This window comes from Nocardia exalbida NBRC 100660, from assembly GCF_000308575.1.
GTDB lineage: Bacteria > Actinomycetota > Actinomycetes > Mycobacteriales > Mycobacteriaceae > Nocardia > Nocardia exalbida.
The window spans coordinates 1-12,785 of the sequence record NZ_BAFZ01000082.1; the positions used below are offsets into that span (position 1 = coordinate 1).

Annotated in this window: 13 protein-coding genes; 5 read left to right on the plus strand and 8 right to left on the minus strand. The window is 66.5% G+C overall.

Features of this window, described 5'->3' with window-relative positions; translation table 11 throughout:
* A partial coding sequence (locus ON29_RS19590) for an IPT/TIG domain-containing protein (RefSeq protein ID WP_217999227.1) occupies window positions 1–857 on the plus strand: 857 nt, incomplete at its 5' end.
* Between the two features lie 6 nt (window positions 858–863).
* Window positions 864–1,985, plus strand: coding sequence for a hypothetical protein (locus ON29_RS19595; RefSeq protein WP_157172833.1), 1,122 nt, complete (start codon window positions 864–866; stop codon window positions 1,983–1,985).
* Window positions 1,986–2,169: 184 nt separating this feature from the next.
* Here ON29_RS19595 and ON29_RS19600 read toward each other — a convergent pair whose 3' ends face one another.
* The 5 genes from ON29_RS19600 to dxr all read right to left on the minus strand — a co-directional run bounded on the left by ON29_RS19600 (window position 2,170) and on the right by dxr (window position 8,844).
* Window positions 2,170–3,957, minus strand: coding sequence for a penicillin-binding transpeptidase domain-containing protein (locus tag ON29_RS19600; protein ID WP_040868257.1), 1,788 nt, complete (start codon window positions 3,955–3,957; stop codon window positions 2,170–2,172).
* A gap of 74 nt (window positions 3,958–4,031) precedes the next feature.
* Window positions 4,032–4,895, minus strand: coding sequence for a GNAT family N-acetyltransferase (locus ON29_RS19605; RefSeq protein WP_083863814.1), 864 nt, complete (start codon window positions 4,893–4,895; stop codon window positions 4,032–4,034).
* A gap of 66 nt (window positions 4,896–4,961) precedes the next feature.
* Window positions 4,962–6,119: a flavodoxin-dependent (E)-4-hydroxy-3-methylbut-2-enyl-diphosphate synthase gene (gene ispG, locus ON29_RS19610; protein ID WP_040868258.1), complete on the minus strand. Its 1,158-nt coding sequence runs from the start codon at window positions 6,117–6,119 to the stop codon at window positions 4,962–4,964.
* A 151-nt stretch (window positions 6,120–6,270) separates the two neighbouring features.
* Window positions 6,271–7,470 carry a M50 family metallopeptidase gene (locus ON29_RS19615; RefSeq protein WP_040868259.1) on the minus strand — a complete coding sequence of 400 codons (1,200 nt, stop codon included), beginning with the start codon at window positions 7,468–7,470 and terminating at the stop codon, window positions 6,271–6,273.
* Between the two features lie 234 nt (window positions 7,471–7,704).
* Window positions 7,705–8,844, minus strand: coding sequence for a 1-deoxy-D-xylulose-5-phosphate reductoisomerase (dxr, locus tag ON29_RS19620; protein ID WP_040868260.1), 1,140 nt, complete (start codon window positions 8,842–8,844; stop codon window positions 7,705–7,707).
* A gap of 145 nt (window positions 8,845–8,989) precedes the next feature.
* Between dxr and ON29_RS19625 the strand changes: the two genes are divergently transcribed.
* Both ON29_RS19625 and ON29_RS19630 read left to right on the plus strand, forming a co-directional pair.
* Complete coding sequence (locus ON29_RS19625; RefSeq protein WP_040868261.1) at window positions 8,990–9,256, plus strand: DUF2631 domain-containing protein; 267 nt, start codon at window positions 8,990–8,992, stop codon at window positions 9,254–9,256.
* A gap of 140 nt (window positions 9,257–9,396) precedes the next feature.
* Window positions 9,397–9,711, plus strand: a complete 315-nt coding sequence (locus tag ON29_RS19630; RefSeq protein ID WP_040868263.1) for a hypothetical protein — start codon at window positions 9,397–9,399, stop codon at window positions 9,709–9,711.
* A gap of 58 nt (window positions 9,712–9,769) precedes the next feature.
* Here the strand turns inward: ON29_RS19630 and ON29_RS19635 are convergent, their stop codons facing one another.
* Window positions 9,770–10,687: a LysR family transcriptional regulator gene (locus tag ON29_RS19635; protein WP_040868265.1), complete on the minus strand. Its 918-nt coding sequence runs from the start codon at window positions 10,685–10,687 to the stop codon at window positions 9,770–9,772.
* 151 nt (window positions 10,688–10,838) lie between these two features.
* Between ON29_RS19635 and ON29_RS19640 the strand changes: the two genes are divergently transcribed.
* Window positions 10,839–11,252: a DUF5997 family protein gene (locus tag ON29_RS19640; protein WP_040868267.1), complete on the plus strand. Its 414-nt coding sequence runs from the start codon at window positions 10,839–10,841 to the stop codon at window positions 11,250–11,252.
* A 299-nt stretch (window positions 11,253–11,551) separates the two neighbouring features.
* On the opposite strand, the gene ON29_RS34895 is transcribed toward ON29_RS19640, so the two are convergent.
* Window positions 11,552–12,241, minus strand: a complete 690-nt coding sequence (locus tag ON29_RS34895; RefSeq protein ID WP_281032552.1) for a type II toxin-antitoxin system HipA family toxin — start codon at window positions 12,239–12,241, stop codon at window positions 11,552–11,554.
* Window positions 12,157–12,783, minus strand: a complete 627-nt coding sequence (locus ON29_RS37795; protein WP_083863820.1) for a HipA N-terminal domain-containing protein — start codon at window positions 12,781–12,783, stop codon at window positions 12,157–12,159. The genes ON29_RS34895 and ON29_RS37795 overlap by 85 nt, the downstream gene beginning before the upstream one ends.
* Between the last annotated feature and the right edge of the window lie 2 nt (window positions 12,784–12,785).

Below are 12,785 nucleotides of genomic sequence, written 5' to 3' on the forward strand. Positions count from 1 at the left end.
CACCGTCAACTCCGCCACCCAGATCACCGCCGTCGCACCGGCGGGAACCGGGACCGTGCTGGTCACCGCGACCACCGGCCGGCGGAACCAGCAACGGCCTCGCCTACACCTACATCCCAGTCCCCGCGCTGACCACGGTGGTCCCGAACATAGGACCGGTCACCGGCGGGACGATCGTCGTCCTCACCGGTACGGGTCTGTCCACCGCTACCGCGGTGAACTTCGGCGCCACACCGGCGACCTCGTTCATCGTCGATTCCGACACGCAGATCACCGCCGTCGCACCGGCGGGAACCGGGACCGTGGTGGTCACCGCGACCACCGCGGGCGGAACCAGCAACGGCGTGGCCTACACCTACGTCGCGGCGCCCAGCCTGACCACCTTGCTTCCGAGCGTCGGACTGGAAGCGGGCGGAACCGTTGTCGTCATCACCGGGACGGATCTGACAGGCACCACGGCGGTCGACTTCGGCGGCACGCCGGCGACCTCCTTCACGATCAACTCACCAACCCAGATCACCGCCGTAGCGCCCGCCGGGACCGGTACGGTGCAAGTCACCGCCACCACCTCCGGCGGAACCAGCAACGGCCTCGCCTACACCTACCTCGCAGTTCCGGCCCTCGCGGTCGTGCTTCCGAATGTAGGACCGGCGGCCGGGGGAACGACAGTCGTCCTCACCGGGACGAACCTGACAGGCACCACCTCCGTCGACTTCGGAGGCACACCGGCAACTTCGTTCACCGTCGATTCCGCAACGCAGATCACCGCAGTCACTCCCGCCGGAACGGGAACAGTGCAAATCACCGCGACCAGCTCCGGAGGAACCAGTAATGGTCTCCCATTCATCTACATCTGACGGCTGATGCGGCTGGGCCGTCGGCGCGCTTTTGCCGGCGGCCCAGTTTCGTTGCGGTTGAGCCAATACACAGAGTCTCCGTCACCGTCGACTGAGGCTGCAGGGGTAAGGGGGTTTCCGTTGGCGACCGTACTGAAGATGCTGCTAGCGGAGCGGCATCTCAAAAGTCATCCAGATTTTCTCGTCGCGTACGACCGCTGCGCGGCGCAGTTGGACCCGCCCATTCCCCCAGGGCATGGGCCGGCGAAAGCACAGTACTACCAGTGGTTGTCCGGTCGCATGATCGGCCTTCCGCGCGACTATCACTGCCGGGTGCTCGAGCGGATGTTTCCCGGCTGGACGGTTGAAGGATTGTTCCAAATGGCCAACTCGACACCGGACGGCACGGGATCGCTCGGGCCGGGTTATTCCGGCACCGATGTCCGGCTCGAGGCTTTTCTCGGGATGGAGACGAGCACCAGGGGAACCACTCTGGTGTACCCGTCGTTCGAGCTGACCAGGTCGTCCGTGGACGCACTGCGGGCAGCGGGGATCTCCCGGCGGCGAGTATTCGGGAAGCAGGAGGGCGGTTTCCCGGATCGTCCCGTCGATATCCCCTCGGTGGTGGCGGAGAACGATTTCCGGGGGCTGCTGTACATGTTCTCCTTGCTTCAGCGCCACACCAGTATTCGGGCCGAGGTCCGCAGCGACCGTTACATGGTCACCCATTACGACCGTCCGTACATCAGCTTCGGGCTGAGCGGTAACAACTGCACCCGGTTGTATCCGCACCTCGTCGACAACCCGCTGTTCACCATCCATGACAGCGGCACCGAGGACGGCTCCGCGGCGGTGCGTCTGGAGTTGACCGACGGCAGCCGGTACGACTCGAACGACGACCGGAATATCGGCATCGTCGCGCGAGTACGACCGAGCGCGGAACAGCATCCCGATCGTTATTGGATCTATTGCGGCGGCCTGCGGCCACGCGGCACCGCCGGAGCGGGCTGGTATCTCGCCAACTCGTGGCTTTCCCTCCAGCACCGTGTCGGGGATCGCGAATTCGTCGCGGTCATCGGCGTGGACGAATATTCGGACCGGACGACCAGTTTGGAACATTTGCTGATCGCCGCGCCTGAAAGGAAATGAAAGGCACGCACACCCGTCGGCCCGGACAGCCCCGACAACGGCTGTCCGGGCCGCGCGGTCCGAGCACGAGGCAGGAGGACACCGTTGAACCATCGGCCGATATCGATTCGGGCGGTACGCTCTCCCGTGCCGCGGCACCGCGAAGTCCTGATCTGGGTCCTTCCCGTCTGGGCACGAAGACATATCAGTAACCGGCGGGCAACGCCGCCAGCATGTCCCGTGTCACGGCGACCGCATTATCGGAACTGCCGCCTTTGACCAGCAGCGTGGCGAAGGCGATGTCGCCACGGTAACCGACGAACCAGGAGTGCGACCCGCCGTCCGCTTCGGCCTCGCCGGTCTTGCCGTAGACCGCGCCTTGGTCGGCGATCCGTTCGGCCGTGCCGCCGACGACCACCTTGCGCATCATCGCGCGCAATCCTTCGATGACGTCGGGAGCCAGCGCCGGGCGATCACCGTCGATCTGGGTGGGGCGCCCCGCGATCAGGTACGGCACGGGCGCCGAGCCGTGCGCGATGGTCGCCGCCATGAGCGCCATGCCGAACGGGCTGACCACCACCCTGCCCTGACCGATGCCGTCCTCGGTGCGCTGGATCAAGTCGTCGGAGGGCGGCACCGAGCCGGAGGCCGTCGGCAGCCCCACCACCGAATAGACGGGTCCGACACCGAGCTTCGCCGCGGCCTCGTGCAACGCGGGGCCGGGTAGCTCGCTGGCCAGTTCGGCGAACGAGGTGTTGCAGGACCTCTCGTAGGCCGTCGACATCGGCACATCGCCGACGGTGAACAGGTTGTAGTTGGGGATGGTCCGCTCGCCGATGACGATGCGGCTCGGACACGGCAGCACCGTATCCGGCGTCGCGAGGCCATTCGACATGGCCGCGGCCGCGGTCACCGTCTTGAACACCGAACCGGGCGGGTACTGGCCGATCGTCGCGAGGGGGCCGTCACGGTCGGCGGCCCTGTTCTGCGCGACCGCCAGAATCGCGCCGGTGGACGGGCGCAGCACCACCATCATGGTCTGCTCGGTGCGCGGCCACACGGCGAGCTGGGCGGCGTTCTGCACATTGCGGTCGATGCTGAGCGAGAACGACGGCGCGGGCTGGGAGGGCACTTCCATCAGCACATCGGTGTCGGCGCCGTTGGAGTTCATGGTGACCACGCTCCACCCCGCCTTGCCGTCCACCTCCGCGATCACCGTCTTGCGCACCTGGGTGAGCAGATCGGGCGCGAATTCCCGATCGGTGGCGACCAGATCCCACTGCTGGGTCAGCGTGACACCGGGCAGCCCGATGAGATCGGTGGTCACCTGGCCGGATTCGGTCTCGTTGAGCAGCGCGACCGTGTAAGCGCCCTTGGCCGCCTTCGCCTCGTCGAGGATCGACTGCGGTGTCAGCGACTTGTCGAAGCGGTGCAGCGCGGCGGCCAGCGTGGTGGCCACGGACGCGGGATCGGCGGCGTCGGCCGCGACGAACGTGACCCGGGAAACCTTGCCGGGCACCATGACGTCGCTGCCGGACTGCTCGTTGACCCGCGCCCGCGGCGGCGGGTTGGTCCGTAACGCCATGGTCTGGGTGTCACCGAGTTTGGGGTGGATGTCGGAGGAGGTCCAGCGAACCATCCAGCGCCCGTTGCTGCGGCCCATCTGTAGCTGGCCCGAGTACTTCCACATCCGGTTCTTGGGCAACCGCCACTCGTAGGTGTAGTCGACGGTCGCGGTGTCACCGGTCACGCGCGCCGCCCCGGTGCGCGCGGTGAGCTGTTCGGCCTGCAGCTGATCCCACGCGGAACGCAACGCGTCGCTCGCCTTCTCCGGCAGGTTGGTGAGCTGCGCCGCAGCGGTGACCCGATGCTCGGCGAACGCTTTGACGAAGGCGTCGGCGGCGGGAACAGGCCCCTGCGGCTCGCTCGCACAACCGGCGGCGGCCACCGTGAAGGCCGCGACGGCGAGCGAGAGGAGCGTCCGAGTCGACATCGGCACCGATCGTAATAGTCACTGACGGGCAAATGCCTGCGGCACTCCGGGATTCGCCGTGCCCGCAGGCGTGTTCAGTCGACCAGGACGGTGGCGAAGGTCGCGATCTGGCGAAACCCGACCCTGCTGTAGGCGCGGCGGGCGATCGCGTTGTAATCGTTCACGTACAGGCTCGCGGTGCGGCCGGATGCGACCACCGCGTTGGCGACCGCCGAGGTGCCCGCGGTGCCGCGGCCCTTCCCCCGATGATCCGGATGTACCCAGACTCCCTGGATCTGGCCCGTGCGCCGGGACAGTGATCCGACCTCGGCTTTGAAGACCACTTCCCCGTCCTCGAAACGGGCCCAGGCACGGCCGGATTCGATCAGGCTCTGGATGCGGCGGCGATAGCCGCGGCCGCCGTCCCCCGCGCGCGGATCGACGCCGACCTCCTCGATGAACATCGCGATCGCGGCCGAGAGGTAGCGATCGAGCTCGTCGCGGCGAACCCGGCGAACCTCTTGGTCGGGCGTGGACAGCGGCGGCTGGGCCAGCGCCAGCAGCGGCTGTTCCCCGCGTAGCTCCCGCTCCGGGCCCCAGTGTGCGGACAGCATCTCCCACAGCGGCAACGCCAGTTCTCTGCGCCCCACCACCGAGGAACAGATCCGAGGCCAGCGGATCGCCCGATCGGCGAACGCGCGCAACGCGTCACGATCACCCAGCAACGGCACCAGGTTCGCCCCCGAGAAACACAGCGACTCGGCGGGACCGCCTCTGCTCCAGAGTTCCCCCTGCCCGCACCGGTTGTCCAGGCCGAACTCCTGCAACCGGGCGGCGACCATGCACGAGGCCACCGGATCGGCATCCAGCACACGCAGCACCTGAGCAAGATCTCGATTAGCGAGCTGCCGCGCAGGGGCATATTTGGCCCGTCGCGCCGGCTCCAGCAGACTCCGCACGATGACAGCCTGCCACGAACCGGCGCGATGCGGTATGGCTATGCCGAAAGCCCTGGTGAGCGGCGCTCAGCTGACGGTGACGACCGGTTCGCCGGAGACCGCGTCCTCGCCCATCTCCTCGGCGATGCGCAGCGCCTCTTCGATGAGCGTCTCGACGATCTTCGCCTCCGGGACGGTTTTGATGACCTCGCCCTTGACGAAGATCTGGCCCTTGCCGTTGCCGGAGGCCACCCCCAGATCGGCTTCGCGCGCCTCGCCCGGTCCGTTCACCACGCAGCCCATGACGGCCACCCGCAGCGGCACCGTCATGCCCTCCAGGCCCGCGGTTACCTCGTTGGCGAGCGTGTATACGTCGACCTGGGCGCGCCCGCAGGACGGGCAGGACACGATCTCCAGCTTGCGCGGGCGCAAATTCAGCGATTGCAGGATCTGCCCGCCGACCTTCACCTCCTCGGCGGGCGGCGCGGACAGCGACACCCGGATCGTGTCGCCGATGCCGTCGGCCAACAGCGCGCCGAACGCGACCGCCGACTTGATCGTGCCCTGGAACGCCGGGCCCGCCTCGGTGACGCCGAGGTGCAGCGGGTAATCGCACTGCGCGGCCAGCTGACGGTAGGCCTCCACCATGATCACCGGGTCGTTGTGCTTGACCGAGATCTTGATGTCGCCGAACCCGTGCTCCTCGAACAGGCTCGCCTCCCACAGCGCCGACTCCACCAGCGCCTCCGGGGTGGCCTTGCCGTACTTCTCCATCATCCGCTTGTCCAGCGAACCGGCGTTGACGCCGATGCGGATCGGGATGCCCGCGGCGCCCGCCGCCTTGGCGACCTCCCCGACCCTGCCGTCGAACTCCTTGATGTTGCCGGGGTTGACGCGCACCGCCGCGCATCCGGCGTCGATCGCCGCGAAGATGTAGCGCGGCTGGAAGTGGATGTCGGCGATCACCGGAATCTGGGATTTCGCCGCGATCGTGGCCAGCGCGTCCGCGTCCTCCTGACGCGGGCAGGCCACCCGCACGATGTCGCACCCCGACGCGGTGAGTTCCGCGATCTGCTGCAGGGTGGCGTTCACATCGTGCGTCTTGGTCGTGGTCATGGACTGCACCGAGATCGGGTGATCACTGCCCACCCCGACGTTGCCCACCCTCAACTGGCGGGTCTTACGCCGGGGAGCGAGCACCGCAGCGGGCGCGGTCGGCATCCCCAATCCGATTGTGCTGGTCACCTTCGGCTGCCTACTTTCGTCGTGTCCGGCCGGTTGGTGCCGAGTCTAGCCTTGGCGCACGACGCCCACCCTGTGACAGCAACGACAAGGCTTCCCCGGTTGACCGCGCCAGACTACGTCGCGAGCCGCCCCGCACGCCCGGCGGCCCCGGTCAGAACAGCTTGATCGGGTTGACGATATCGGCGGCCAGGGTGAGCAGCATGTAAGCGCCGCCGATCACCACGACCACGTACGTGGCGGGCAGCAACTTCAGGTAGTTCACCGGTGCACCGGGCGCGAGCCCCTTCCAGCCGCGGATGGTGTTGCGGATCTTCTCGTAGATCACCACCGCGATGTGGCCGCCGTCCAGCGGCAGCAACGGCAGCAGGTTGAAGATGCCGAGGAAGAAGTTCAGGCTGGCCAGCACCAGGATGAACATGTTCCACAGGCCGCGTTCCGCGGTCTCGCCACCGATCTTGCTGGCGCCGTACACGCTGACCGGGGTTTCCGGATCCCGCTCACCGCCGGTGACCGCGTCCCACAGCGAGGACACCTTCGCAGGCATCTCGGTCAGCGAGTCCACCGTGCGCACGAACATGTCCCCGGTGAACGTGGCCGCGGCGGGAACGGCGCCGAGCACGTCGTATTGCACGGGTTCGTAGCGTTCCGGCGCCACACCGATGGCTCCGACTTCGCGACCCGCGCCACCGCCCTCGGGGTAGCGGATGACCCGCTCCGGGGTGACGGGAATACTGAGGGTGCGGCCGTCCCGCTCGACGACGTAGGTGAACGGGCCGGTCTGCTTCTGCGTCTCGGCCTGGAACTGGCGCCAGGTGTCCACCTTGACGCCGTTCACCTCTTTGACGATGTCGCCGCGCTGCAATCCGGCGCGCTGCGCGGGGCCGGTGCCGGTGCACGGTTCGCTGGAGCCGTCCGGCTTGCCCTGCGGCACGCAGCTCATCTCGCCCAGCGCGGTGGCCGGGGGTTCCTTCAGGTTCGGCAGTCCCCAGCCGATGGCGAGCACCACGATCAGGATGAAGCCGAGGACGAAGTTCATCGCGATGCCGCCGGACATCACGACCAGCCGCTTCCAGGTGGCCTGGCGGTACATGGCGCGGTCGAGTTCTTCCGGGCGCAGTTCGTCGAGCGCCGTCATACCCGCGATATCGCAGAAACCGCCGAGCGGAAGCGCCTTGAGGCCGTATTCGGTCTCACCGCGGCGGAAGGAGAAGATCTTCGGTCCGAATCCGATGAAATACCGCCGCACCTTCATGCCGGTCGCCTGGGCGGTCCACATGTGCCCACATTCATGCAGCGCGATCGACACGGTGATGCCCAGCGCGAACAGCACGAACCCCAACGCGAACACCATTTGCTCTACAGCCCTCCTGCGTTTGCGCAGCTCGAATATCCCGCACGCACGCGTCCGCTCCTGGCCGCGAGCACTCTGATCACCCTAATGGGTGCTGTCGGACGTAGCCCGTCTTCAGCCCGCGAATGGCCGGAGCGAAGGCGGAGGTACGCCTAACCGGACACAGTCGTGTCCTGTGTGTTCAGTGTGCCAGGACGCCGTCGCTTCGCGCGTCCGATCCGGCGTGCGACGGTGTCAGCCGCGTACCCGGGCGGCGGCGAACTCCCGCGCCCAGGTGTCCGCGGCGAGCACCTCGTCGAGCGAATCCGGCTCGGCGCGCCACTGCTCGGCGGCCTCCACCGCGGCGGCCACCGTGCCGACGATCTGCGGGAAGCGGATGGCTCCGTCCAGGAAAGCCTGCACCGCGACCTCGTTGGCGGCGTTGTAGACCGCGGTGACGCTGCCTCCCGCCTGCCCGGCCGCACGGGCCAGCTCGACCGCGGGGAAGACACCGTTGTCGACCGGTTCGAACGTCCAAGTGGAGGCGGTGCCGAAATCGCAGGAGGCGGCCGCGCCCGGCACCCGGTCCGGCCAGCCGAGCGCCAGCGCGATAGGCAGCTTCATGTCCGGCGGGCTGGCCTGGGCGAGCGTGGAGCCGTCGGTGAAGGTGACCATCGAGTGCACGATCGACTGGGGGTGCACGGTGACGTCGATGCGATCGTAGGGAATCCCGAACAGCAGGTGGGTCTCGATCAGCTCGAGCCCCTTGTTCACCAGCGAGGCCGAGTTCAGGGTGTTCATCAAGCCCATCGACCAGGTGGGATGGGCCTTGGCCTCGGCGGGCCCCACCGACTCGAGCATGTCGGCGGTCCAGCCGCGGAACGGGCCGCCGGACGCGGTCAGCACCAGCCGGTCGACCTCGTCGGCACGGCCGCCGCGCAGGCACTGCGCCAGCGCGGAATGTTCCGAGTCCACCGGGACGATCTGCCCGGGGGCGGCGGCGCGTGTGACCAGGGACCCGCCCGCCACCAGGGATTCCTTGTTGGCCAGGGCGAGGCGGGTGCCGGACTGGAGGGTGGCCAGCGTCGGTTCCAGCCCGAGCGAACCGACCAGGGCGTTGAGCACGACGTCCGCCTCGGTGCGGCGCACCAGCTCGGTCACCGCCCCCGGGCCGCCCAGCGGCAGGTCCAGCCGCTGGGCCGCGGCCGGATCGGCGACGGCGACGTTGCGCGTGCCCGTCGCGGCCATCTGGGCGGCGAGCAGCTCGGTGTTGCCGCCGCGCGCGGCGAGTCCGACCACCTCGAAGCGGTCGGGATTGGCGGCGATCACCTCGAGCGCTTGGGTGCCAATGGATCCGGTGCTGCCCAGGAGCAGGACTCTCACGATGTCGGACACGACTTCATTGTGTCCTACCGCCGGAAAGCGTCCGACGGGGCGCGGGCCGACTTACAACGACGCGCCGTCGTATGTCACGATATGCGGCAGCAGCTCATCGAGTGTGTACCGGAATCGCGGTACAAGGAACAGCTAAGGAGCGATCGTGGCCGCCACGGAACTCGAACACGCCGACACCGAGCGCGTCGTCACTCGCGTGGATCCCGCCGAAGTTCCCTCCGCCGCCTGGGGTTGGAGCGGCGAGTCGCGTCGCACCTTCCGGATCGCGGGCTGGATCGTCGCGCTGATCCTGCTGGCCATGCTGGTCGGCAACCACAGCGGCAAGATCGAGGACATCTTCCTGGTCGGCTTCGCCGCCCTGATCGCGGGCATCCTGATTCGCGACTCCCTGCTGCAGCGCAAGCCGCGCTAGTTCTCCCTCCGGAAAGTCCTCTCGCACAACTTCATTCGTCCTGTACCGCGCGCAGGCAGCCGGTACCGTGTGCGTCCGAGGTCCGCGTCCCAGCCGGGTCGCGGACCTCTGTTCTCTGTCCGCACAACCCTTAGGACGCAATGATCAAGACCTGTTCGGCCGCCCTGCTCGCCGCGAGCGCGTTCGGTTCGCTGCTGTTGCTGCCCGCCGCGCCCGCGCATGCGCAGTCACCGGCGTGCGGCGCGGCCATCGACGCGATCAACGCCGCCATCGACGAATCGGGCGGAAATCTGGACCCGACCGTGCAGCAGTCGCTGGCCACCAAGCTCTCGGCCATCGAGGCCGAAGGCGCGGAGAAGGCCGCCATCGCCGGATACGCCCACGCCCTCACCGATGACAAGGTCGCGAACATGGACGCCGCGACCGACGAACTGAACCGGGTTTGTAAGGGCTGATCGCCGGGCGGCGCGGACCCTCCGGGGTTCGCGCCGCCACCCCCTGAGCACGAATCGGCTAGCGCCCGCGCCGCCGCGCGGGTTTCTTCGCGGCAGGACCCGCACGACCGCCCGTCTTCTTGGCCGGGGGCTTCTTCCGTGGCTCGTTCTGGTCGGGGCGGGCGGCGGCTCGTGAGCTTCGCTCGGAGCGGCCGCGCACGACGCCGATGAAATCCTCGACCGGATCGGTGGTGCGATCGGCGGGCCAGGCCAGCGCGATCTCGGTATCCGGGACGTCGAGCATCGTGCGATAGACGAGGTCGCGGCGATGGTGCAGGCGAGCCAGCGAGTGCGGCACGATGGCCGCGCCCCCGGCCGCGGCGACGAGTTCCAGCGCGCCGCCGACGGCGTCGAGGTCCGAGGTGTCCTGCACGTGCTCGTCGGCCAGGTCCTTCACGCGTACCTCGTCGAACACCGAGAGCGGGTGTTCCTTCTGTACCACGACGACGGGAACCTCCCGATAGAGCGGGATCGCGCTCATGCCTTCGCGATCGATCGGCAGCCGGACGAAGCACATGTCGACGCGCCCCTCCCGCAGGGCCGTCTCCTGTTCCGCCTGCGCCAGCGCGATCACCTCGAGCGGGGTGTCGGGGAAGCGCTCGGCCCAGATCCGGGTCCATTTGGACACCGTGACGCCCGGCACGAAACCCACTCGCAAGGCGGCAGGAGCCTCCGGCCGTCGCGCCGCGGACTCGGTCCGGCCGATGATCTCGCGCGCCTGCTCCAGTAACTCCCGTCCGCCGTCGGTGAGCCGGGTCGGTTGCGCGCCGGGCACGAAAAGCTTCGTGCCGAGTTCGTTCTCCAAGTCGATGACGGTATGGCTCAGCTTCTGACGCGAGATGTGCAGCGATTTCGCCGCGCGCGCGAAGTGCAACTCCTGCGCGACCGCGACGAACCAGCGCAGGCGCACGACATCGATCGACTCCAACCGGCTCATTCGTGGAAGCGTATGCCACCAGGCGATGTGTGCCGCTCGCGCCGCCGGATAGCCGACTGCCCCGCCTACGCTCCTGCGGCCGCCCCGCCGCCGCGTAGGCGAGGCGGGACTGCGGACGAATCCGTCCGGCGGCGCCCGTTAGGCTGTTCCGGTGAGCCCGGACAAGAAACCGCAGACGATGAAGCCGTTGACGGCGGCGAGCAAACTCGGCATCTACCTTCCGGCCGCGCCCGAGGAGTTCCGCAACGCGCCGATCTCTCGCGCTCAGCTGGACGCGCTGCGCAACGATCCCCCCGAGTGGCTCACCGAATTGCGCCGCACCGGCCCGTTTCCCCGCGACGTGGTGGCCCGCAAGCTCGGCGTCTCCAACACCGGCTTGACCCGCGCCGAGGTCTCCGACCACCTCACCGCCGACGAGATCGACGCCCTGCTCGCCGACCCGCCGGAATGGCTCCTGCGCGAGCGCGAGAACTACGCGGCGGTCCGCGCGGAGGATGCCCGCATCAAGGCGAAAGAGGCCGAACGCCGCGCCGCCACCAACCGCCCGGCGAAGAACCGCGGCTAGGTGTCCGATAGGCGGCGGCTGATCCTGTCTACGTAGTAGGGGCCGTATCTAGCCTATCAATAGCTGGTGGTTTCTCACTCCGGACCGGGGATCTCGTATAGCTCCAGTGGGCGGCGAGACCAACGATCCTTTTGCCATCAGCTTGCGGATGCCTAGAACCACCCGCAGTGAAACCACGACGTTACACCGGGAGGTGTGTACTTCGCCCCCGCGCTCGACGGATCACCAACGTGCCGCCCAAGGACAGCGGTCAGCTATACAACTTTTCGTATCGAGCGTGACCACTTAGGCGATGTTGTTCATTTCAGAAGGGGGAGAGTGGAGTGATGATTTCGAAGCCGAGATAATGCGTCTTTCGAGAGATAGTGGGTAAACGTCTTCTGTTGATCCATTATTCGAGCTACAGCATCAACAGCTCTGCGCCGAGCCTCGCTAGCGCCATACCCGGTGCGTCGACCGATGCCCTCAAAGCTATACGCCGTTACATCCGAGAAACTCTTTGATTTGGCGAGATTCAAGCCAAGGTTGTCATCAGGAAGGTAGAGGACAGTAGGGACCAGGTCGTAGGCAGGCGCAAGCGTTGGAGTACGACCATCATTATAAACGACCGCCCAGTTTTTCAAGTGCGCATCGCCATTACCAATTAGCACATTTAGGACGATTCTATCAACCACCTCACCAACCGACTCCACTCCGACGAGACCACTGATCAATGTCGCGACCATCTCGAAGTTCGCCATTCGATACTTTGCATCCTGCTTGGCCGTTGGTATATCGATAATCTGGGCTAACTCCTCCATATGAACGCGCAGATCATTGGTTTTGCGATCGAATCGATGTACTGCAAGAGCTTGCCCGTGAGCATTTCGAGAGTAGTCCTCGAGTCCCGATACAGATGTGACATCTACGAGAAATCCATCGGCACTATTGATACCCGCAACTGCAGCGAGTTTGAGGGCGCCCAACTCCGCTTCGGGGACCCCGAAAATCCAGGCCGGCCGTCCGGAAACTTCAAAATTATATTTCCCACTCTACCTCGCGCAGGTACGGTCAAGCCTTTTTCATCGCCAGATACCGAGAACTTTAATTGCACGCCAGCGAGGCTAAACTTAAGCAGGGGGTCATCTGCATCCACTTCCTCCCGCGATACGAGTTCGGGAAGTACAAACTTCTTGGCGCCATCAAGCGGGTTAACTCGCACAGCGCCCGGCAGATCGTTTGCTCCGAGTCTGAGAAGTAACCGATATTCGTTCTTGCTGCTACTTCCGGCAGTCTGCGCGACTAATTCTCGGACGCGCCCTTCAGGCAACAAGTGTCCAAACCAGCGTGGCAGTGCCACGTGAGCGGTTGGGCGCCAGTATCGCCCATGTTCTTCAAATGCCTGCCCCAATATCGGCCGGTGCAGACTATTCCAGTAGGCATCGACAAATTCGAACCAATTGCGATTCTTCGAGTGATGTAGATAACCAACCTCGACCCAAGATCCACTGGGATTTTGAAGCTCGACTACCGCAGCCGAATCCAGTACCACTG

Excerpts from the sequence above, each read along its gene's own strand:
- ON29_RS19615 (WP_040868259.1), bottom strand. The coding sequence starts at position 7,470 with ATGGTGTTCGCGTTGGGGTTCGTGCTGTTCGCGCTGGGCATCACCGTG.
- ON29_RS19630 (WP_040868263.1), top strand. The coding sequence starts at position 9,397 with ATGATCAAGACCTGTTCGGCCGCCCTGCTCGCCGCGAGCGCGTTCGGT.
- ON29_RS19595 (WP_157172833.1), top strand. The coding sequence starts at position 864 with ATGCGGCTGGGCCGTCGGCGCGCTTTTGCCGGCGGCCCAGTTTCGTTG.
- ON29_RS19635 (WP_040868265.1), bottom strand. The coding sequence starts at position 10,687 with ATGAGCCGGTTGGAGTCGATCGATGTCGTGCGCCTGCGCTGGTTCGTC.
- ON29_RS19600 (WP_040868257.1), bottom strand. The coding sequence starts at position 3,957 with ATGTCGACTCGGACGCTCCTCTCGCTCGCCGTCGCGGCCTTCACGGTG.